Below are 20,177 nucleotides of genomic sequence, written 5' to 3' on the forward strand. Positions count from 1 at the left end.
GTCAGGCGACCTCTCGCGAGTACGTGTTGATCTCGTCGTGGGTGAGGCCGCCCCAGACCCCGGCGGACGGCAGGTCCCGGAGCGCCAGCTCCAGGCACAGCTCCCGGACGGGGCAGGTGAGGCACAGGACCTTGGCGGAGCGCTCCCGCAGCGTGCGGGCCGCGGGCTTCTCACCGAACAGGTCGGCGGTGTCGGGCTCGAAGAACAGCTCCGGCTGCGTGGCGCAGGGGAGGCGGTGATCGGCCATCGCGGCGCGGAGTCGCGCCGTAGGCAGGGTCTTCGGGTCGGGGCTCACAGGACCTCCTGGTTGGAAGGAAAGCCCGGCTCCTGCTGGCGGCTATAAAGCAGGAACTTGAACAGGCTCACTAGTCACCTAGCTTGGCTAGCCAAGCTAGGAGAGTCAAGAGGATTGCGAGAACTTCTTTCTAGGCTGCCTAGCCAAGCTCTCGTAAGCTGGGGAGCATGAGCATCGATCCGGAAGACCCCCGCCCCCCGTTCCAGCAGGTAGCAGGCGCTCTGAGAGCGTCGATCCTTACCCGGAAGCTAGAACCGGGTGACCAGTTGCCCTCTGGGTCGGAACTGGCCAAGACCTACGGCGTGGCACGCATGACCGTGCAGCAGGCCATCCGGCTTCTGAGGGATGAGGGCCTGGTGGTCTCCCAGCAGGGCCGCGGCGTGTTCGTGCGGGAACGCACGTCACGCCCGGTTGGTCTGCGCCCCCACATCGAGCGGGCGTTCAACAGCCAGGCCGTGACGATCGACTTCGCCGGATTCGGCGGGGAGACTCTGCACGGAGCGCTCCAAGAGCCGCTGGACAAGGTCCGCGAAGGGCGGCTGTCACCGGAGACCGTCCGCGTGCGCATCCTCGTGCCGGACCTCTCCGCTCCGATGGGCCTCCCTGTCCGCACGGACACGCTCACCGACGACCCCGACGTGCGGAAGCGAATGCGGCGGATCATGCTCCGGTACACCCAGGGCATCGAGGACGCGGTGCACGAGCTGGAGAACCTCGGGCTTGTCCAGAGCGCTGTCGTGCAGACCCGGGTCTACTCGGTCGCTCCGATGTTCAAGCTCTACATCATCAACGGTCAGGAAGCATTCTTCGGGTACTACCCGGTCAAGGAGAACACCGTCCCGATCAACAAGGAGAAGGTGGAGATCTTCGACCTCATGGGCAGGGACGCCACGCTGTTCCACCACGCCGCGGACGAGGACCCCGAGTCGACCGGATCGCAGTACATCGCCCAGTCACAGATGTGGTTCGACAGCATCTGGGAGAACGTCTCCAGGGAGCGCGAGGAATGACCCCGGAAGAACAGAACATCATCCGCCGCTGCCGTGCGGTCCTACTCGACTTCGACGGCCCCGTATGCAGTGCCTTCGCTGGCTACCCTGCCCCGCAGGTAGCCCGGGACATGCTGGCCCGCTCACGAGAGGCCGGAGTCCCGATCTCAGAGAAGGCCAGCACGGAGACGGACCCCATGGAGGTACTCCGTTACCTGTTCGAGGTCGCCCCAGAGCGGCACTCCGAGTCCGAGCGGATGCTCCGGGAAGCAGAAGTCATCTCCGTGGCAGAGGCATCTCCGACACCTGGCGCCGTCGAGTTCATGCAGGCATGTAAGGAGACAGGCCGCTGCCTGGTGGTGGTCAGCAACAACTCCCCAGAGGCTGTAGAGGCCTTTCTCAAAGCTCACGGTCTCACGAAGCTGGTTCGCGCGGTCTTCGGACGCAGCAGAGAGTCGCCGGAGCTGATGAAACCGCACCCTCACCTCCTCGAACTGGCCTTCAAGGAGCTGCCTGTTGGTCCTAGCGACTGTCTCATGGTGGGCGACTCGGTGACCGACATCGAAGTAGCTAAGGCGATGAGAGTGCCCGTGGCCGGGTACGCAAACAAGCCAGGGAAAGTAGAGGCGTTCCGACTACTGGAGAGCGATGTAGTCATCCAGCGGATGGAAGACTTGACACCTCATATCCTCACTGTCATCAAGTGACTACAAATCGTAGCAAAGAGAAGTCTTGTCGAGTTCAGCAGAGCTTGGGGGCTTCTGTGAGTGGTCAGAAAGCTTGGTTACTTCCCAGACCTGCTCAGTAGTAGAGCCAGCAGAGTCGACCTGCCACAGGTCAACCCACCGAACCTCTCAAGCATGACAACCACGGGTTTCAAAGCTCAACTCAGGGACGGAAGACCCTCCACCGCCCCTGAGAGGGCCCATGAGCTCCTACGGGATGCACGCGACCTCTGACGGCTCTCCAGCCTCATCCCTTGCCCAGAGGCCATGTGCTTGGCCAGGGGACAGCTGCTTCATAGGAAGGCACACACCTGTACCGCTAAGTCGCCTTCATCACAGTCGTCACAGGTTCAGACACGCCTTCTTACAAGTCATCTGGCAGCATCAGCGCATCAAGCAGGCATCATGCAAGACTTGGGACTTGCCAGAGGCTACTCTGTACTTGCCAGATCGATGAAGAGGAGTTATTCGTGACAGAAAATGAACTACAAGAGCTTCTAGAAAAACTCCGACGACTTGGAGGAGATAATTACACTTGCGAAGTTAAGAAATCCCAGAAAGACCTCCCTGCATCCACATGGGAAACGATAAGCGCATTCGCGAACGCCCAAGGGGGGATGATCATCCTTGGAGTAGAAGAAAAGAAAGGCTTTGCAATTACAGGGGTAGATGAACCCGCCAAAATAGAGGCAAACCTTGCAGGGGTTTGCAGCGAAATGGAGCCTCCTGTTCGCGCGGAAATAATTAGCCATGAATTTAATGGTAAGCACATAATTACCTGCAAAATTCCTCCCACACCAAGGGATCAACGTCCGTGCCATAAGAAAAGCCTTGGCCCGTGGGCTGGATCTCGTCTGAGGGTCAGCGATGGAGACCGAAAACTCACAGATTATGAGGTATCTATACTTCTTTCCAATAGAAGCGAACAAAAACAAGATCTGAACCCGGTACCGGAGGCAGCGTTTACCGATCTGGATCAAACGATAATCAACGGCTTCTTGCGTAGGGTGCGAGAGACAAAATCTTCAATATTTAGCCGCATTGAGGACAGGGAAGCACTACGAATGCTCAACGTCCTTGTCCCGCACGGGGAAGATCTAGTTCCTTCCCTGGCCGGACTTCTCGCCTTTGGCATTTACCCACAGCAATTCGAGCCACAACTAGACATCACGTTCGTTGCTTACCCAAACACAGAGCCGGGAGTACTAGGCCCTTCAGGAGAAAGATTTACGGAGAACCGTTCGATTGACGGGTCAATCCCTCAAATGGTGAGTGAATGCATCCGTGTACTGAAGAGGAACATGCGACGCAGGAGTATAGTCTCAGGTCTCTTCAGAACAGATGAGTGGGAGTATCCGGAAGAAGTTCTCCGTGAAGCACTCGTAAATGCCTTGGTACACCGCGATTACTCTGAGGCAGCTCGGGGGATGCAAGTTCAGGTTGAAATGTACCCTGATCGGCTAATCATCAGGAACCCTGGAGGCCTGTATGGGCCAGTCGAAGTGAACAACCTGGGAACGGAAACTATATCCTCCTCACGCAATAAGGTTCTACTTAAAATTCTCGAAGACACGCCTTATACCGACAACAGCATGGTATGTGAAAACCGAGGGAGCGGAATCGCGAGGATCCGAATTTCACTGGTTGAGGCTGGTATGGAGCCGCCACGATTCACTGACAACATTTCTTCCTTCGCCGCAGAGTTTCCGAACCATACGTTGATCGACGAAGAAGCCCTCCAGTGGCTAAACGAGCTTCAGTCGGGGCCTCTTTCAAAAACACAGATGACAGCATTGGTAATGATGCGCAACGGAGAAATAATGACAAATAGTTCCTATCGGACAGCCACGGGCGTCCAAGACAGCAGAGTAGCTAGCCGCGACCTGAAAGAACTCGTCGATCGTGGGATAATCGAGCAACATGGAAACAGAGGATCGGCTTTCTATCTTCTGAAAAATAGTCCCAATGTTACAGATGAGGACCCATTTAGCAGCTTCGAGACAGAAGAAGCAGGTGAAGCCATGCCTCGAGAACCCTCGACACAGTCTATTCAAAAAACAGAAAGGCTGACTTCACTTCAGTCCACTGTATTGGAAACCCTGAAAGATTCCCCCCTCACCAAGCAAGCGATATCAGAAATCACTGAAATGGACCAAAATAAGGTGAGAGGAGCCCTGCAGGCCCTACGAGAGAAGGGGCTCATTAAACTAATAGGGAAGCCGCGTTCCAAAAACGCAAAATGGGGAATCACGTAGCCCTGGTGCTGGCGGACAGCATGAAAAGTAAGAGAAGTTATCATGCACCGAAAGGTGCATGATAACTCCGGATTATCACCCTTCACCTCTGGCAGTCAACCTAGTTCGTACTGGCGAACGAGTTGCCTCCTTGCCATATTACCTCGACCCCTAGGTCAGCGCAGTAGTCGAGTAGGTCGGCACGAGGCCTGCTGGGCAGAAGGACCGCCATCGCAGGTCGCTCACCATCACGCTCTATAAATCGCCGGTAGTCGAAGAGCTGGCCTACAGCCATACGAATTGCCTCGCGCGTCACGGTGCCCTTAGCTTCGATTAGCTTGTGATCTGTCTTATCATAAATATCGGTGAACAGCGGTTTAAGCTCTTTCGCCGGCAAGATCTTATTCCGAGATACCGAGTGCCCTAGGAGGCGGAGGTGTCGCTGATAGTCCTGCACAAGCTTGGATTCTCGACGTTCCGCCTGATACGGCTCCCGGGACGGGTTGACGTAGGCGCGCTCGGTGTGAGTCTGCTCGATGTTGACTTCGGTGATTTTCTTCTTGTCTCGGGGGGTCTCCGGAAGGGGCGGGAGTTCTTCGCCGATACCATCCTTGGGGGCGAGACGGAACATGATGACGCTGCGGATTTCGTCGCTGTCCTTCATCGGGGCGTCGTCAAGGTACCAGGGGTTATCCTTGGCGAGTTCGAATTCCCCCACGTAGGTTACCTCGCCGCGGGATCCGTCCATGAGGCGTAGGGCCCGCTTGTCTTCTCGGTGGTTGAGGATCGCCAAGTTGCCCTGGGTCATAGTCTGGTCGCCTTGCTGACCTTCGCCGGCGTAGTGGTAGCAACCGTCGTCGCCCCAGCCGTCGAAGTAGCCGTACTGGTGCCCGCTCTTGGGGTCGGAGAAGAGGAAGATGTTGGGGGTCACGCGAGAGGGGCCGATGCCGCCTTGCTGGCGACCTCCGTAGGTCTTGTGGAGATCGGCTCGCTTGATGGTCTCACCGGGCTGAAGGGCAAATTCCATGAGCTCCTCATTTTTAGGGTTAATTTTGAACCTAAAAAACTAGGGTAGAAGTTAGCCCATGGATCGTCAACTGGGTTCTGTGGCCCTGCCCACCGGCAAGACGTTGGTGCGCGTGCCGCGGATCCACTCATGTGGACCCGCCGCAGAAGCTACAGAACATGCAGAACTGGTGTTAGCGCAGGTCAGAACCCTGTTTCGCGGAACCGCAGAACGCCGCGCTACCTCCGCAGAACCGCAGAACCCCTGTGCAGAGGGTTCTGCGGAGGTTCTGTGAGGTAGCGCGGTCCGGCCTCTCAGGCCGTTGAACAGCCAGGACACGGGTTCTGTGGGTTGTGTAGGTTCTGCGGCGGGCGGCGAAGGGCTCCCCAAGGGGAGACGCCAACGGGTTGCACGTGCGCGACCGGAAGCCGACCTCGTGAGATGGCGACTGGAGCACGAACGCGGTCGGCCGAAGGTGATCCATCGCGGCCGTTTGACCGCTGCTCACAGACGCTCTGAGAGTCTCCTCGTAGTCTCAGTTTTAGTCTCATTCACAGCCGTACGGAGCCGTTCGGAGCGGTCCACCCAGGAGCCGCGACCCCTGATCAGCACGCTGTCGACCGGCGGCGAACGCACCTGTGCGGGATTGGAAAGCGTGTTGGTGGCAACGCCTCAGGGGTTCGAATCCCCTATCCTCCGCAGCGGCTATCTGCCGAGACGAAGGCCCCGACCGGACACCGGTCGGGGCCTTCGCCGTTCGTAGTCTCAGTTCTGGTCTCAGCTGGCCGTTTCCGGGCCGCTCTCCCCCTCCTGGGGAGCCTCCCAGATCAGCCCTCCGACGCGGTCGGCGACGTCGGTGCGGACCTCATCGACACGGTCACCGATGAGTCCGGGTGGCTGGCAACGATCGCCTTGCGGAGGCGAAAGAGCACCTTCGACGGACCGCCGGTCTTCTCATGGCCAGTTCGGCTCGACGGCTGCGATCAATTCGCCGACGGCGACCTCAAGGTTGACGAGGAGTCCATCGAATATTTCACTGAACTGCGACATCGCCACCCCCGTTTCGGCTTCGAAGTCGCACAGGAATAAGCAGGTCGATTTCCTCTTCGGCGAACGTCAGATCTTCACTGATTTTCAGAGCCTTCTGTGCGCGAGAATACGCCTTCGGCGTGGTACGCGGAGCCTCGCCATAGATTTCCCCAGCCACCTGCTGGAGCTCATCTCGCGAGGCACGCCCCTGTTCGATTGTGAAATCTGACGACTGCAGATCGACGATCAATGACAAATAGGACTCACGGACGCTCCAGAGTTTCGCAGCCGCGTCGCGGTGAAGTTGCATTTGCTCGCCGTGTTTGAAAGCCTGGTCCCCGAGGCTGAGTACTGAAACCAACACGGCAACAAATGACGTCACCAAGGGGGCCCACTGCTCACTGAGCAGGAGACCGGAGAGCGACGCGAGAAAAGCTCCTGAGCTCACGCCGGTGAGGACGACCTTCCACCGCCGTTGACGCCGGTGGAGATCCGAACAGATATCTGCCTGCTTCTCATGTGTCTTGTGCGTGTATGTGACCCGCCCGTATGCCTCGCGGACCTGCGCAAACAACAGCTCACGGTCCCCGTTGGACGCAGACCTGGATACCTCGTCACCCAACTTGGCAGTCGTCCCCTCTGAGCAGACTTTGTTTCCGTTCAGCAGCGCCGTCCGCCCACCACCGTCAGGCAGCCGTGCGTCGCGCGAGAGCATCACAGCGCTCTTACGTGAACATTATGGCGCGCCCCCGACACCAAGCGCCCCAACACAGGCACGCGGCCAGGCCGCTCAGGACCCGAATGAGGGGAGCTCTGAGGAGCCCTGGCAGGGCCGACATCGAGGAGTGAGTCGCAGAACCACACAACCGACAGAACTGTTGTTCATGCAGTTCAGAGTGTCGGATCACGGAACCGCATAACGCCGAACAAGCTCCGCAGAATCCCTTCCTCGAAGGGGTTCTGCGGTTCTGCGGGACAATACGGTTCCAGCTCCCTGCGCGTTGACCGGCCAAAACAGGGGTTCGAATCCCCTATCTCCATCACCGAAGGGCTCGATCGCATCGCGGTCGCGCCCTGATCCGGCCGCGCGACCGGTCCGCCGCCCTACGGCCTCGGGATGTTGCGCAGGTTGGAGCGGGCCATGTCCACCATCGTCCCCACCCCGCCCTGGAGCACCGTCCGCCCGGCGGACAGGGCGAAGCCCGCCACCTGGTCGGCGGTGATGCGGGAGGGCATGGAGAGCGCGTTGGGGTCGGTGACCACGTCCACCAGCACCGGTTCGTGCGCGGCCAGTGCCTCACGGAGCGCGTCGCGGACCTGGTCGGGGCGTTCCACCCGCAACGAGCGCATACCGATCGCCGCGGCGACGGCCGCGTAGTCCACGTGCGGGTGGTCGGTCTGGAAGGAGGGCATCCCGTCCACCATCATCTCCAGCTTCACCATGCCGAGCGAGGAGTTGTTGAACACGACCGTGGCGATCGGCAGTTCGTGCTGGTGGACGGTGATCAGCTCGCCGAGCAGCATGCTCAGCCCGCCGTCGCCGGACAAGGACACGATCCGCCGGTCGGGTGCGGCGTAGGCCGCGCCGATCGCGTGCGGCAGGGCGTTCGCCATCGTGCCGTGCGTGAACGAGCCGATCACCCGGCGGCGCCCGTTCGGGGTCAGGTAGCGGGCGGCCCACACGTTGTTCATGCCCGTGTCGACGGTGAAGACGGTGTCCCCGTCGGCCTCCTCGTCGAGGATCCGCGCCACGTACTCGGGGTGGATGGGCGTGTGGTGCTCGATGTCCTTCGTGTAGACGTCCACGACCTTGGTCAGCGCGCGCTCGTGGCGCTCCAGCATGTCCTGGAGGAACCGTGTGGCGGAGGCGTCCGACCGTTCCAGGACGAGCGGCCTCACGGCGCGCAGGGTCGCCGCGACGTCCCCGTGCACCCCGAGCCTGAGCGGCACCCGGCGGCCGAGACGGCGCGGGTCGCGGTCGACCTGGACGACGTTCCCGGTGGGCAGGAAGTCGTCGTAGGGGAAGTCGCATCCGAGCAGCAGCACCAGGTCCGCGCCGTGCAGGGCGTCGAAGCAGGCCCCGTAGCCGAGCAGTCCGATCATGCCGACGTCGTACGGGTTGTCGTACTGGATCCACTCCTTGCCGCGCAGGGTGTGCCCGACCGGGGCGTGCACCCGCCCGGCCAGCGCCATCACCTCGCCGTGCGCCTCCCGGACCCCGGCGCCGCAGAACAGGGCGACCTTGTCGGCGGCGTTGATCCGCTCGGCCAGGGCCCGTACGTCGTCCTCGGCGGGCCAGGCGGTGGCGCGGCCGGCGGTCATCGGGCTGGTGTCGGCCGGGCCGACGGCCTTGCGCCCGGCGACGTCCCCGGGAAGGACCAGGACCGCCACACCGGGTGTGCCGAGGGCGTACTGGACGGCGATCCGGGCCAGGCGCGGCATCTGCTCGGGTTCGCAGACGAGTTCCCGGAACTCGGTGACGTCCGCGAACAGCCGCTCCGGGTGGGTCTCCTGGAAGAAGCCGGTGCCGATCTGGTGCGCGGGGATGTGCGAGGCGATGGCGAGCACGGGGACGCCGCTGCGCTGGGCGTCGTACAGGCCCTGCACCAGGTGGGTGTTGCCCGGTCCGCACGATCCGGCGCACACGGCGAGCTTCCCGTCGATCTGCGCCTGGGCGGAGGCCGCGAACGCCGCCGCCTCCTCGTTGCGCACGTGGACCCATTCGATGCCGTCGGTGCCCTGCACGGCGTCGACGACCGGGTTGAGGCTGTCGCCGACGACCCCGTAGATCCGGGTCACCCCGGCGGCGAGCAACGTGCGGACGAGTTGTTCGGCGACGGTGTTCCTGGCCACGATGGGTTCCTCCCGGGCACGGACGGACAGGTCCGGGCGCCGCGGGGACGCCCCGGTCCACGCTAGGAGCAGGGACGGGCGCCGTGCCGGACCGCCACGCGCCTCTTCCCCGGCACGGCATAGTCGTATAAACGATTAGTCACTTAGTGGAATACTCTTTCGGACGTGTCCACGAGGACGGGGAGAGGGCATGGGGCTCGACGGAAAACTTCGCTACGTGGCTCTGGGCGACAGCCACACCGAGGGCGTCGGGGACGGTGACGACGCCACCGGCCTGCGGGGCTGGGCGGACCGTCTGGCCGACCGCCTGGCCGCCACGGGCACACGGGTGGAGTACGCCAACCTCGCGGTCCGGGGGCGGCTGGCGCGCCAGGTGCGCGAGGAGCAGCTGGCCACCGCGCTGGAGATGCGCCCGGACGTGGCCACCGTGTTCGCCGGGGTCAACGACGTCATCCGTTCCGGGTACGACCCCGAGGCGGTGGTCGGCCACCTGGAGGCGATGTTCGCCGAGCTGACCGGGGCGGGGGCGCGCGTGGCGACCCTGACCTTCCCCGACATCGCGAGGATCGCGCCGCTGACCAAGCCGCTGTTGCCCCGGGTGCTGGACTTCAACGAGCGCGTGCGCGCCGCCGCCGGCCGTCACGGCGTGGTGGTGGCCGATGTCGCCGCACACGAGGTGGCCACGGACCGGCGCCTGTGGGCGACCGACCGGCTGCACTGCACCCCCTTGGGACACGAGCGGATCGCGGGTGCGCTGGCGTCGGCGCTGGAGCTCCCCGGCGCCGACGGGTCGTGGGCGGACGCCCTGCCCCTGATGCCCGAGCGGGGCGCGCTCCTCGCGGTGGCGGAGGAGGTCCGCTGGCTGGGGACCTTCCTCGGCCCGTGGATGGTGCGGCGTGTGCGCGGGCGGTCGTCGGGGGACGGCCGCGTGGCCAAGCGCCCCGCGCTCCTGCCGCTGGAGACGGTCTGAGCCGACCCCGTCGGCTTCCCCACGGCCCCGGGCCGGCGCTGCGCCGTCGGCCCTCGCCGTTCCCGGGGTCCCGCCCAGATCATTTTGCAACTTGTTGCATAATGAAGTCGAGGTCGGCCGGACACCGACCGGGCACCCGCGCGAGGAGACGAGCATGAGCGACTACCCCCACCTTCTAAAACCCCTGGACCTGGGCTTCACCACCCTCCCCAACCACGTGATCATGGGTTCCATGCACGTCGGCCTGGAGGAGGCGCCACAGGGGTTCGAGCGGATGGCCGCCTTCTACGCCGAACGTGCCCGGGGCGGCGTCGGCCTCATCGTCACCGGCGGCATCGCCCCCAACCCCGAGGGCGCCACCTACACCGGCGCGGCCAAGCTGACCACCGGGGCCGAGGCCGCCGAACACCGCGTGATCACCGACGCCGTGCACCGCGAGGGCGGCCGCATCGCCATGCAGATCCTGCACACGGGCCGGTACGCCTTCAGCGAGCAGTCCGTCGCCCCCAGCGCCGTCCAGGCCCCCATCAGCGCGTTCACCCCCCGGGCCCTCACCGACGACGAGGTCGAGCAGACCATCGAGGACTTCGCGCACACCGCCGAACTGGCCCGGCTCGCCGGATACGACGGTGTCGAGGTGATGGGCTCCGAGGGCTACCTCATCAACCAGTTCATCGCCTCCGCGACGAACAGGCGCGAGGACCGCTGGGGCGGCTCCTACGAGAACCGGATGCGCTTTCCCGTGGAGATCGTGCGACGTGTCCGCGAGCGCGTCGGCGACGACTTCATCCTCGTCTACCGGCTCTCCATGCTCGACCTGGTGCCCGGCGGCTCCACGTTCGAGGAGGTCGTCCGGCTCGCCAAGGCCGTCGAGGAGGCCGGGGCGACCATCATCAACACCGGAATCGGCTGGCACGAGGCGCGCATCCCCACCATCGCCACGTCCGTGCCGCGCGGTGCCTACAGCTGGGTGACCCGCAAGCTGATGGGCGAGGTGTCGGTCCCGCTGGTCGCGGTCAACCGCATCAACACCCCGGAGGTCGCCGAGGCCGTCATCGCCGGGGGCGACGCCGACATGGTCTCGCTGGCCCGGCCCTTCCTCGCCGACCCGGACTTCGTCGCGAAGGCGGCCGCGGGGACCCCCGAGGAGATCAACACCTGCATCGGCTGCAACCAGGCCTGCCTCGACCACACCTTCAGCCTCAAGATCACCTCCTGCCTCGTGAACCCGCGGGCCTGCCACGAGACCGAACTGGTCCTCTCCCCCACGAAGACACGCAAGCGCGTCGCCGTCGTCGGCGCCGGCCCCGCCGGGCTCGCCTTCTCCGTGTCCGCCGCCGGGATCGGCCACGACGTCACCCTGTTCGACGCCGCCGGGGAGATCGGCGGCCAGCTCAACATGGCCCGCCGCGTGCCCGGCAAGGAGGAGTTCGACGAGACCCTCCGCTACTTCCGGGTGCAGCTCGACAAGCACGGCGTGGACGTGCGGCTGGGCACCCTGGTGTCCGCCGCCGACCTGGGCGGCTTCGACGACGTGGTGGTGGCCACGGGGGTCACCCCGCGCACCCCGGAGATCCCCGGCGTCGACCATCCGAAGGTGGTGAGCTACGTGGACGTCCTGCGCGGCAACGCGGCCGTCGGCGCGCGCGTCGCGGTCATCGGCGCGGGCGGCATCGGCTTCGACGTCGCCGAGTTCCTGACCGACGGCGGCGAGGGGGTCAGCCAGGACTCCGGCGCGTTCTTCCGCCAGTGGGGCGTGGACACCGACCTCGCCACCCCGGGCGGTCTCCGGGAGCCGGAGCGTCCGTCCCCGCCGCGCAGCGTGCACCTGCTCCAGCGCAAGGCCGGCAAGGTCGGCGCGGGCCTGGGCAAGACCACCGGGTGGATCCACCGCCTGGAGCTGCGCCACCGGGGCGTGGACATGGTCCCGGGCGTCTCCTACGACCGGATCGACGACGAGGGCCTGCACCTGACCGTCGGGGACGAGAAGACCGTGCTCGACGTGGACACGGTGGTGCTCTGCTCGGGCCAGGAGCCCCGGCGGGACCTCGCCGACGAACTGGAGGCGGCGGGACGGCGGGTGCACGTCATCGGCGGCGCCGACGTCGCCGCCGAACTGGACGCCAAGAGGGCCATCGACCAGGGCACCAGACTCGCCGCGGCGCTGTAGCCGCCGAACCTAGAATGCGCTCATGTCCCTGCCCCACGCGATCCTGACCGCCCTGCTGGAGAAGCCGTCCTCCGGGTCGGAGCTGACCCGCCGCTTCGACCGCTCGATCGGGTACTTCTGGTCGGCGACCCACCAGCAGATCTACCGGGAACTCGGAAAACTGGAGAAGGCGGGGCTCATCCGGGCGCTGGACCGCGACGTCCCGACGCGGGGGCAGAAGAAGGAGTACGAGGTCCTGCCCTCGGGCCGGGAGGAGCTGGAGCGGTGGGTGGGCGTGCGCGAGGACCCGCGGGTCGCGCGGGACCCGCTGCTGCTGCGCCTGCGCGCGACGGGTGTTGTGGGGGTCGGCGGTGACATGGTGGACGAGCTGCGCCGCCACCGGGCACTGCACCAGGAGCGGCTGACCGAGTACCGGGAGTTCGAGAGGCGCGACGCGGCGCGCGGCCACGGCACCGAGCGGGACCGCGTGCACCGGCTGGTGCTCCAGGGCGGGATCGACCTGGAGCTCTTCTGGGTCGCCTGGCTCGACAAGGCCCTCGCCGACCTGGAGGACACCGGCTGACCGGCGCCCCGGGCGCATCGTTCCATGTCGGGCACGGCGCCCCGAGGGCGCACGCCCGCGGTCTCGCCCATCCGTCGGGCCGGGACGGAGGGCGCGGCGGCCGAGGGCCGGGTTCCTGGACGGCCCCGCCCGCGGTCATCGCGGGGCGGGCGCCGCGGCCTCCGACAGGTCCTCGGGCAGGCGCGTGCGCGGCCGCAGCGGCACCAGCCGCGACTGGAGGACCATGGTCGCCGCCCCGATCGCGGGCGCGGTCGCGGCCGACGCGGACAGGCGCACCTCGACCGGGTGGCTGGCGCGGGCGAAGAAGGCGCGGTCCAGCTCCGTCCGGATGGCGGGCAGGTACACGGATCCGGCGAGGGCCAGGCTCGGCCCCGTCAGCACCAGCAGGTCCAGGTCCATGACGTTGGCCAGCGTCCGCGCCGCCACGGCCAGGTACCGCGCGGAGCGGTCCAGGAGGGCGCGCGCGGTCGGTTGGCCGCGGCGTGCGGCCCTGACGACGGCGGCGAACTCCGCCGCCGCGGACCGCACCGACCTGCCGTCGCCCCACGCGTCGTCTCGCACGTCACCGGACTCCCGGCTCCCGGGGCCGGAACCGGCCTCCGGCACCTCCAGCTCGGCGGCGCGGACCAGGTCGGCGTCCGCGCGCGCGGCCCGCACCACCGCGGCGGGCCCCGCGAGCGCCTCGACGCACCCGCGCCCGCCGCACCAGCACGGCGGACCGTCCACGTCCAGGCACGCGTGCCCGATCTCCCCGGCGTTCCCGCTCGCCCCGTGGTACGGGATGCCGTTGACCAGGAGCCCGGCACCGATGCCGGTTCCCATGTAGACGGCCGCGAAGATCGACGCCTCGTTCACCCCGCCGGACCAGTACTCGCCGAGCGCGGCGGCGGTCGCGTCGTTGCCCGGCACCACGGGCAGCCCGACCTCCCGCTCCAGCTCCTCAGCCACGGGGAAGTGCGCCCAGTGCCGCATCGACGGCAGCGGCCTCGGCCCCCCGGTGGCGGACACCAGGCCCACGCCCAGGACCCGGTCGCGCTCCACCCCGGCGCCCTCGACCAGCGCCTCGACCTGGCGGGCCATCCGGGTGACGATCGCGGTGGCGTCGCCGCCCCCGCCCGCACGGGTCACCCGGGACACGACCGCGCCGGTGAGGTCGGTGAGGGCGTACGTGATGCCGACCGGGTCGAGGTGCACGCCGACGGCGTAGCGGGCCCCCTCGTCGAGCTGGAGCAGGACACGCGGCTTGCCCCCGGTCGACTCGGCGCGGCCGGTCTCGCGGACCAGTCCGTCGTCGATGAGCGCGCGTACGACCGTGGAGATGGTCGCCCCGGTGAACCCTGTCGCGGCCACCAGGCCGGCCCGGCTGATGGTGCCCGCCGCCCGGATGACGTCGAGGACCGCCGCCCTGCTCGTGGTGTGGGGGGTGGCGCGTGATGAACCGCCCAAGGGAACCTCCGCCGCTTCCGTTCCGTGGCGTCCGCGCGGGGTGCGGCCTCGGTGTACGCCCGGCGACCGCGTCGCCGCGCCCCGGCGGGGCGCGTACCAGCGTACCGCCGCGGCCTCCCCCCTCCCCCGGTCCCGGTACGGCGACGGGGGTGCCGGCCGGCACCCGCCCCGGGCACCCGCTGGTCCGGAGGCCGTGTGGCCCCGGTGCGGGGTCCGCGGTCGGAGCCGCCGTCTCCCGCGAAGCCACCACACCCCATTGACTTAGTTAGATCACCGAAGTAAGAATCTTCGGAGTGGTCGGTGCGCGATGACGCGCCCGGCCGCCGACGTCCCCGCCTCCCCAGCGGGGCCGCACCCCCAGAACCCTGAGAGGCAGAGGATGATCCGCCGCACCCTGCATGACGGCTGGCTGCTGACGAGCACCACCGCAAACGTGCCCGAGCCCATCGCGGGCCGTTCGGTCCCGGCCCAGGTACCGGGCAGCACCCACCTGGACCTGCTGGCCGCCGGGCTGATCCCGGACCCCTACCTTGACTCCAACGAGACCGAGCTGGCCTGGGCCCACCGTGTGGGCTGGCGCTACAGCCTCACCTTCGACGCCGAGCAGGCCTCCGCCGCCGAACACGTGGACCTGGCCTTCGACGGCCTCGACACCGTGGCGACCATCGAACTCAACGGGGTGACGCTCGGCGCCACCGCCAACATGCACCGCGGCTACCGCTTCCCCGTGGGCGGCGTCCTCCGCGACGGCTCCAACGACCTCACCGTCTCGTTCCGGCCCGCGCTGGAGTACGCGGAGGAGGTCCGCGACGAACTCGGCGCCCGCCCCCACACCAACACCCACCCGTACAACATGGTCCGCAAAATGGCCTGCTCCTTCGGCTGGGACTGGGGGCCCGACTTCCAGACCGCGGGGATCTGGAAGCCCGTGCGCCTGGAGCGCTGGCGCACCGCCCGCCTGGCCGGGGTCCGCCCGCTGGTCACCGTCGGCGAGGACGGCGTGGGCCGGGTCGAGGTCCACGCGGACGTCGAGCGCTCCGCGACCGAGGCCCCGTCCGCCCTCACCCTGACCGCCGAGGTCGCCGGGCACACCGCCACCGCCACCGTGGCCCCCGGCGCCGACGCCGGCGTGGTCGTGGTGGAGGTCCCCGACGCGCGCCTGTGGTGGCCGGTCGGCTACGGCGACCACCCCCTGTACGACCTGGCCGTGACCCTGGGCTCCGCCGACGACGCCTCCGCGCCGGCCGTCCTGGACACCGCCGCCCGCCGGATCGGCTTCCGCACGATCACCGTGGACACCGAGCCCGACGAGCACGGCACCCCCTTCACGGTCACCGTCAACGGCAGACCGATCTTCGTCAAGGGCGCCAACTGGATCCCCGACGACCACTTCCTGACCCGGATCACCCGCGACCGCCTCGCCAGGCGCGTGGACCAGGCCGTCGACGCCCACATGAACATGCTGCGCGTGTGGGGCGGCGGTATCTACGAGAGCGAGGACTTCTACGACGTCTGCGACGAGCGCGGCGTCCTCGTCTGGCAGGACTTCCTCCTCGCGTGCGCCGCCTACCCCGAGGAGGAGCCGCTCCGCAGCGAGTTCGAGGCCGAGGCACGCGAGAACGTCGCCCGCCTCACCTCCCACGCCTCGCTCGCCCTCTGGAACGGCGGCAACGAGAACCTGTGGGGCTTCATGGACTGGGGCTGGCAGGAGCCGCTCGACGGCCGCACCTGGGGCCACGGCTACTACAACGACCTCTTCCCCCGGATCGTCGCCGAACTCGACCCGACCCGCTTCTACTCCGCGGGCAGCCCCTACAGCCCCGGGTTCGCACTGGACGACGTCCACCCCAACAACGAGGCGCACGGCACCCGCCACGAGTGGACCGTGTGGAACCAGACCGACTACCGGGCCTACCAGGACAGCATCCCCCGGTTCTGCTCCGAGTTCGGCTTCCAGGGCCCCCCGACCTGGACCACCCTCACCGACGCGGTCCACGACGAACCGCTCACGCCCACCTCGCCCGCGTTCCTGCTGCACCAGAAGGCCGCGGACGGCAACGGCAAGCTCGACCGCGGGTACTCCGCCCACCTGCCCACCCCGCGCACCTTCGAGGACTGGCACTGGGCCACCCAGCTCAACCAGGCCCGCGCGGTCGCCTTCGGCATCGAGCACTACCGCTCCTGGTGGCCCCGCACCGCCGGAGCCCTGGTCTGGCAGATCAACGACTGCTGGCCGGTGACCTCCTGGGCGGCCGTGGACGGCGACGAACGGCTCAAACCCCTCTGGTACGCGCTCCGCCGCGCCTACGCGCCGCGTCTGCTCACCGTCCAGCCCAGGGACGGACGCCTCGTCCTCATCGCCGTCAACGACACCGACGAGACCTGGTCGGGCACCCTCCAGCTGGACCGCCAGACCTTCGGAGGCGACGTGCTCCACACGGGGAGCACCGAGATCGCCGTGCCGCCCCGCTCGACCTACGAGTTCGAGCCGGACCGGCGCCTCCTCGCGCCCGCCGACCCCGACAAGGAGGTCCTCGTGGCCGTGGCCGGGGACGCACGCGTCGTCCACCCCTTCCGGGAGGACGTGCACCTGGCCTACGACCCCGAGGCTCTGACGGCCGTGGCAACCGCCGTCCCGGGCGGCTACCGGGTGGACGTGCGCGCCTCCTCGTTCGCCCGCGACGTCTCCGTCCTGGCCGACCGGGCTGCCCGCGACGCCGAGGTGGACGACATGCTCGTGGACCTGCTGGCCGGGGAGACGCACAGCTTCACGGTGCGGACCGAGGCGGAGATCGACCCGCTCTCGCTGACCGCGGCGTCCGTCCTCCGCTCGGCGAACACCCCGCACACCCCGGCGAAACGGGTGTGATGGACCGTCCCGAACCAGCGGGCGCGATCGGGTTGGTCCTGGCCCGGCCGCGCCGCCTGCTCAGCGCGGAACCGTTCTTCATGGAGTTCGTCGCCGGAATCGAGGAACGGGTGGCCGCCCGGGACATGGCGTTCCTGCTGCACCTGGTGACCGACACCGACACCGAGATCTCCACCTATCGCAGGTGGAGGGAGCGGCACCTGGTCGACGCGGTGGTCGTGGTCAACCTCGCCGAGGACGACCCGAGGCCCGCCGTGCTGCGCGGACTCGGCCTGCCCGCGGTGCTCGCGGGTGTCCAGGAACCCGACCCGTCCGGCACCCCGACGGTCCGCGCCGACCACGTGTCCCCGGCCGGGGAGGCCCTGACGAGCCTCCTGGACCTGGGGCACCGGCGGATCGCCAGGGTGTCCGGGCCCGCCCGGCTGCTGCACACCCGGGCCCGGACCGACGCCCTCGCCGAGGGCTGCCGGGCGGCAGGGATCGCCGACCCGGTCGTTCTGGAGGGCGACTACTCGCACGAGGAGGGCGCGCGGCTCACCCGGGAGCTGCTCGGCCGCGAGCAGCCTCCGACGGCGATCCTGTACGACAACGACGTGATGGCCGTCTCCGGACTGGAGGCAGCCCGGGAGCTGGGCGTCTCCGTCCCCGGCGAGGTCAGCATGGTGGCCTGGGACGACTCGACCCTGTGCCGCCTGGCCTCGCCAACGCTGTCCAGCGTGAGCGTGGACGTGTACCGGTACGGGACGGCGGTCGGCGAGTCGGCGCTGGAGTGCGCCGACGGGCTTCCCGTCGCGGAGCGGTGGTCCCCCGCCGCGACCCTGGTCGCCCGTGGAAGCACGGGCCCCGCCCCCGCTCCCTAGCGGACGGGGCGGGTCCGGCGCGAGTCGGTCGCGCCCGCCCCGGCGGCGGCGGTGACACCGCCGCCGTCGGGGCGGCACGGGGGGACTGTCCGGTGGAGGGACGTGGCGTTTCCCGTTCGCTCCGGTGAGGGGTCGGTTCGTCCTCAGGGTCAGAGGTGGCCTGATGTCTGCGAAGCCGAGTCCGTCTCAACCAGCAGGGGGTCGGACGACGACCGGCCAGCCGGCCGGAGGGAGAGGTGCGCCTCGGGGACTCCCGCCCTGTGTGCGTGGAGATGGGTGAGATGTCGAGCATCACCACTGCGTCCAGGGGCTACCGCTCGGTGCTCGGTGCGGGACGGTCCTGGACGCGTCCGCGCCGGTTGAGGATCCAGTGGACGACGAAGGGACTCACCAGACCGCTGACACCGCCCCCGACAGCGGACGTGAGCCACGTGGGCCAACTGGTCAGGAACGCGAGCGTCAACGAGATCACGATCACCAAGGGGACCATGACGACGCCCATGGTGAGTGTGGTCTTCCAGTGGATTCGTGGGTCGTTCATACTCACACGAACTCCTTCAAGCTCGGGGGTGGGCCGATGCCGACGCCTACCGGTAAGTCCATCCGCACCGAACGGCTCGCGTAACCCCTGGCCTGTGAGGTGGCCAAACCGGTCGCCACCCTCCGAGGCCCCTGATCCTGAACCGCTCCCTGGGACGAGGAGCCCCGGACGGACGTGACCGTCGGGGAGCGGGCTCGACCGTGGCAACGGCGGGTGGCCGTCACGAGTCCGGTGAGGCACCGGAGCGTTGAACGCGGTCATGGCGGCGGAGCAGCCAGTAGTTCACCGGAGCCAACACCAACATGGCCCCGGCGAACAGCATGTACGGCCAGGCCGGCTCGCCCATGAGGGGGCTGGCACTCACCAGCAGCAGCAGGGCACCGACGACCATCATTCCGAGGGCTGCCCGCAACACCAGAAGTTCACGGGGGCTGCGCACTGGCACGGGGGCTCCTGTTGTGTTGCTTGCGGGGGTGGTGTGATGCCGACTCCTGCCGGTAAGACAACCCGGGCCGCAGACATCGCGCAAGTCCCTGGTCCACACGGCCCATGTCCGGAACCACCCACGAAAAAACCGCCCCCGGCGAACCGGGGGCGGCTGGTGGCGGTGGAGGAGGGATTTGAACCCTCGAAGGGTTGGAGTATCCGGGGCCCGGACCCATCTGCGGGCGGATCCCGAAAGCGGCCGGTGACCTGGGCGGACGTTCCGACGTCTTCCCACGGTTACCGGCCGCTTCCCGCTGCCATGTGCACTGAATGTGCATCGCTCGGACGTCCGCCATGCGCGCCGATCCCCTGGTGCCGCGCGTGGCCGCTGACGCACGCCACCACTCCGCCGGCCCCTGTACTCGGCAACCACGGTTCCGGTCCCGCGCGGGTTCTGGCGCGGTCGGCCGACACTCCCGCACGCCCTGTGTCGCGCCAGGTTCCGTGCGGGCTCGGGGGGTCCAGGGGGCGCGAGCCCCTTGGTACCACCAGTCCTTGGCCGATTGCTTACCACCGTTGACCAGTGCTGATGCAGTGGTTCTGAGCCGCTATCGGTCGATTTCCGGGAAAGCGCAACCGTTCGTCGTAGGAGCGCGTCAAGCTTCTAACAGAACGGCTGGCGGCCGTGCTCGGGACCGGGCGCCAGCCCGCAGCCCGAGCGACGGCCGAAGGCCGCTGCGACGGCGCTCGCGCCGTCGCCTTGATCTCACATAGCCCAAATCGGCACTATTCTCGGATGTTAGATTGAGCAAATCAAAGAAAAAGAAGAACAAGAAAAATAAAAAACCGATAGTGGAAGAAAAGAAAAATGCCAAGAAGGATTCTAGGGTCGTGTTTAAGAATGCAAAAGGGGAGCTGAAAGCCAAAAAGAGCAAGAAGAAAAAACCTGTCAATGATCCTGTTGGCGACGCTTCGGTGGCTGGGTCTGTGCAGAGATCGCTGGCTCCCATGATGGCTACTCAGAACACTTTACGTTTCGCGGGCCTGAACACGGCTTTGAGTAGCCTGGGTGGTATTAACTCGGTAGCTGGGTCTGTGCAGAGATCGCTGGCTCCCATGATGGCTACTCAGAACACTTTACGTTTCGCGGGCCTGAACACGGCTTTGAGTAGCCTGGGTGGTATTAACTCGGCAGCTGGGTC

The 20,177-nt window shown here is 66.9% G+C and carries 16 protein-coding genes; 9 read left to right on the forward strand and 7 right to left on the reverse strand.

The features are described 5' to 3' along the window. Position 1 precedes the first annotated feature (1 nt). Positions 2–295 carry a WhiB family transcriptional regulator gene (locus ACFWTE_RS06975; protein ID WP_378778399.1) on the reverse strand — a complete coding sequence of 98 codons (294 nt, stop codon included), beginning with the start codon at positions 293–295 and terminating at the stop codon, positions 2–4. Positions 296–462: 167 nt separating this feature from the next. Here ACFWTE_RS06975 and ACFWTE_RS06980 point away from each other — a divergent pair, with 167 nt between their 5' ends. From ACFWTE_RS06980 to ACFWTE_RS06990, 3 genes are all read left to right on the forward strand, one after another. Continuing rightward, entirely contained in the window at positions 463–1,305 is an 843-nt protein-coding gene (locus ACFWTE_RS06980; protein WP_378778400.1) for a GntR family transcriptional regulator, read from the forward strand. After that, on the forward strand, positions 1,302–1,991 hold the full coding sequence (locus tag ACFWTE_RS06985; protein ID WP_378778401.1) for an HAD family hydrolase: 690 nt from the start codon (positions 1,302–1,304) through the stop codon (positions 1,989–1,991). Before ACFWTE_RS06980 ends, ACFWTE_RS06985 begins: the two co-directional genes overlap by 4 nt. A gap of 488 nt (positions 1,992–2,479) precedes the next feature. Next, complete coding sequence (locus ACFWTE_RS06990) at positions 2,480–4,264, forward strand: ATP-binding protein (protein ID WP_378778402.1); 1,785 nt, start codon at positions 2,480–2,482, stop codon at positions 4,262–4,264. 100 nt (positions 4,265–4,364) lie between these two features. On the opposite strand, the gene ACFWTE_RS06995 is transcribed toward ACFWTE_RS06990, so the two are convergent. The 3 genes from ACFWTE_RS06995 to ACFWTE_RS07005 form a co-directional block, all read right to left on the reverse strand. Continuing rightward, positions 4,365–5,270 (reverse strand): restriction endonuclease, encoded by a 906-nt coding sequence (locus tag ACFWTE_RS06995; protein ID WP_378778403.1) that lies wholly within the window; start codon positions 5,268–5,270, stop codon positions 4,365–4,367. A gap of 1,012 nt (positions 5,271–6,282) precedes the next feature. Continuing rightward, positions 6,283–6,993, reverse strand: coding sequence for an SLATT domain-containing protein (locus ACFWTE_RS07000; RefSeq protein ID WP_378778404.1), 711 nt, complete (start codon positions 6,991–6,993; stop codon positions 6,283–6,285). A 389-nt stretch (positions 6,994–7,382) separates the two neighbouring features. Continuing rightward, positions 7,383–9,131, reverse strand: a complete 1,749-nt coding sequence (locus tag ACFWTE_RS07005; protein WP_378778405.1) for a pyruvate dehydrogenase — start codon at positions 9,129–9,131, stop codon at positions 7,383–7,385. 190 nt (positions 9,132–9,321) lie between these two features. On the opposite strand from ACFWTE_RS07005, the gene ACFWTE_RS07010 reads away from it, so the two are divergent. From ACFWTE_RS07010 to ACFWTE_RS07020, 3 genes are all read left to right on the forward strand, one after another. Continuing rightward, entirely contained in the window at positions 9,322–10,101 is a 780-nt protein-coding gene (locus ACFWTE_RS07010; protein ID WP_378778406.1) for an SGNH/GDSL hydrolase family protein, read from the forward strand. Positions 10,102–10,255: 154 nt separating this feature from the next. Then, positions 10,256–12,271, forward strand: a complete 2,016-nt coding sequence (locus ACFWTE_RS07015; RefSeq protein WP_378778407.1) for an FAD-dependent oxidoreductase — start codon at positions 10,256–10,258, stop codon at positions 12,269–12,271. A gap of 22 nt (positions 12,272–12,293) precedes the next feature. After that, the gene (locus ACFWTE_RS07020; protein ID WP_378778408.1) at positions 12,294–12,833 is read left to right on the forward strand and encodes a PadR family transcriptional regulator; all 540 of its coding nucleotides are present in this window, start codon (positions 12,294–12,296) and stop codon (positions 12,831–12,833) included. A gap of 135 nt (positions 12,834–12,968) precedes the next feature. Here the strand turns inward: ACFWTE_RS07020 and ACFWTE_RS07025 are convergent, their stop codons facing one another. Then, positions 12,969–14,279 carry an ROK family protein gene (locus ACFWTE_RS07025; RefSeq protein WP_378778409.1) on the reverse strand — a complete coding sequence of 437 codons (1,311 nt, stop codon included), beginning with the start codon at positions 14,277–14,279 and terminating at the stop codon, positions 12,969–12,971. 379 nt (positions 14,280–14,658) lie between these two features. Here ACFWTE_RS07025 and ACFWTE_RS07030 point away from each other — a divergent pair, with 379 nt between their 5' ends. Both ACFWTE_RS07030 and ACFWTE_RS07035 read left to right on the forward strand, forming a co-directional pair. Beyond that, complete coding sequence (locus tag ACFWTE_RS07030; RefSeq protein WP_378778410.1) at positions 14,659–17,148, forward strand: glycoside hydrolase family 2 protein; 2,490 nt, start codon at positions 14,659–14,661, stop codon at positions 17,146–17,148. Beyond that, positions 17,148–18,008 (forward strand): LacI family DNA-binding transcriptional regulator, encoded by an 861-nt coding sequence (locus ACFWTE_RS07035; protein WP_378778411.1) that lies wholly within the window; start codon positions 17,148–17,150, stop codon positions 18,006–18,008. The genes ACFWTE_RS07030 and ACFWTE_RS07035 overlap by 1 nt, the downstream gene beginning before the upstream one ends. Before the next feature lie 310 nt (positions 18,009–18,318). On the opposite strand, the gene ACFWTE_RS07040 is transcribed toward ACFWTE_RS07035, so the two are convergent. Both ACFWTE_RS07040 and ACFWTE_RS07045 read right to left on the reverse strand, forming a co-directional pair. Beyond that, a complete protein-coding gene (locus ACFWTE_RS07040; RefSeq protein WP_378778412.1) occupies positions 18,319–18,549 on the reverse strand; it encodes a hypothetical protein in 231 nt (76 codons plus the stop codon). A 220-nt stretch (positions 18,550–18,769) separates the two neighbouring features. Beyond that, positions 18,770–18,994, reverse strand: a complete 225-nt coding sequence (locus ACFWTE_RS07045; protein ID WP_378778413.1) for a hypothetical protein — start codon at positions 18,992–18,994, stop codon at positions 18,770–18,772. Positions 18,995–19,779: 785 nt separating this feature from the next. On the opposite strand from ACFWTE_RS07045, the gene ACFWTE_RS07050 reads away from it, so the two are divergent. After that, positions 19,780–20,177 (forward strand): hypothetical protein (locus ACFWTE_RS07050; RefSeq protein WP_378778415.1); only part of this gene is annotated, 398 nt, incomplete at its 3' end.

This window comes from Nocardiopsis sp. NPDC058631 (assembly GCF_042716955.1).
Taxonomy (GTDB): Bacteria; Actinomycetota; Actinomycetes; order Streptosporangiales; family Streptosporangiaceae; genus Nocardiopsis.

What these genes read in the sequence shown, in the direction of transcription:
- ACFWTE_RS06980 (WP_378778400.1), top strand. Translation starts at nt 463, where the DNA reads ATGAGCATCGATCCGGAAGACCCCCGCCCCCCGTTCCAGCAGGTAGCA.
- ACFWTE_RS06985 (WP_378778401.1), top strand. Translation starts at nt 1,302, where the DNA reads ATGACCCCGGAAGAACAGAACATCATCCGCCGCTGCCGTGCGGTCCTA.
- ACFWTE_RS06995 (WP_378778403.1), bottom strand. Translation starts at nt 5,270, where the DNA reads ATGGAATTTGCCCTTCAGCCCGGTGAGACCATCAAGCGAGCCGATCTC.
- ACFWTE_RS07000 (WP_378778404.1), bottom strand. Translation starts at nt 6,993, where the DNA reads ATGCTCTCGCGCGACGCACGGCTGCCTGACGGTGGTGGGCGGACGGCG.
- ACFWTE_RS07010 (WP_378778406.1), top strand. Translation starts at nt 9,322, where the DNA reads ATGGGGCTCGACGGAAAACTTCGCTACGTGGCTCTGGGCGACAGCCAC.
- ACFWTE_RS07015 (WP_378778407.1), top strand. Translation starts at nt 10,256, where the DNA reads ATGAGCGACTACCCCCACCTTCTAAAACCCCTGGACCTGGGCTTCACC.
- ACFWTE_RS07020 (WP_378778408.1), top strand. Translation starts at nt 12,294, where the DNA reads ATGTCCCTGCCCCACGCGATCCTGACCGCCCTGCTGGAGAAGCCGTCC.
- ACFWTE_RS07030 (WP_378778410.1), top strand. Translation starts at nt 14,659, where the DNA reads ATGATCCGCCGCACCCTGCATGACGGCTGGCTGCTGACGAGCACCACC.
- ACFWTE_RS07035 (WP_378778411.1), top strand. Translation starts at nt 17,148, where the DNA reads ATGGACCGTCCCGAACCAGCGGGCGCGATCGGGTTGGTCCTGGCCCGG.
- ACFWTE_RS07040 (WP_378778412.1), bottom strand. Translation starts at nt 18,549, where the DNA reads ATGAACGACCCACGAATCCACTGGAAGACCACACTCACCATGGGCGTC.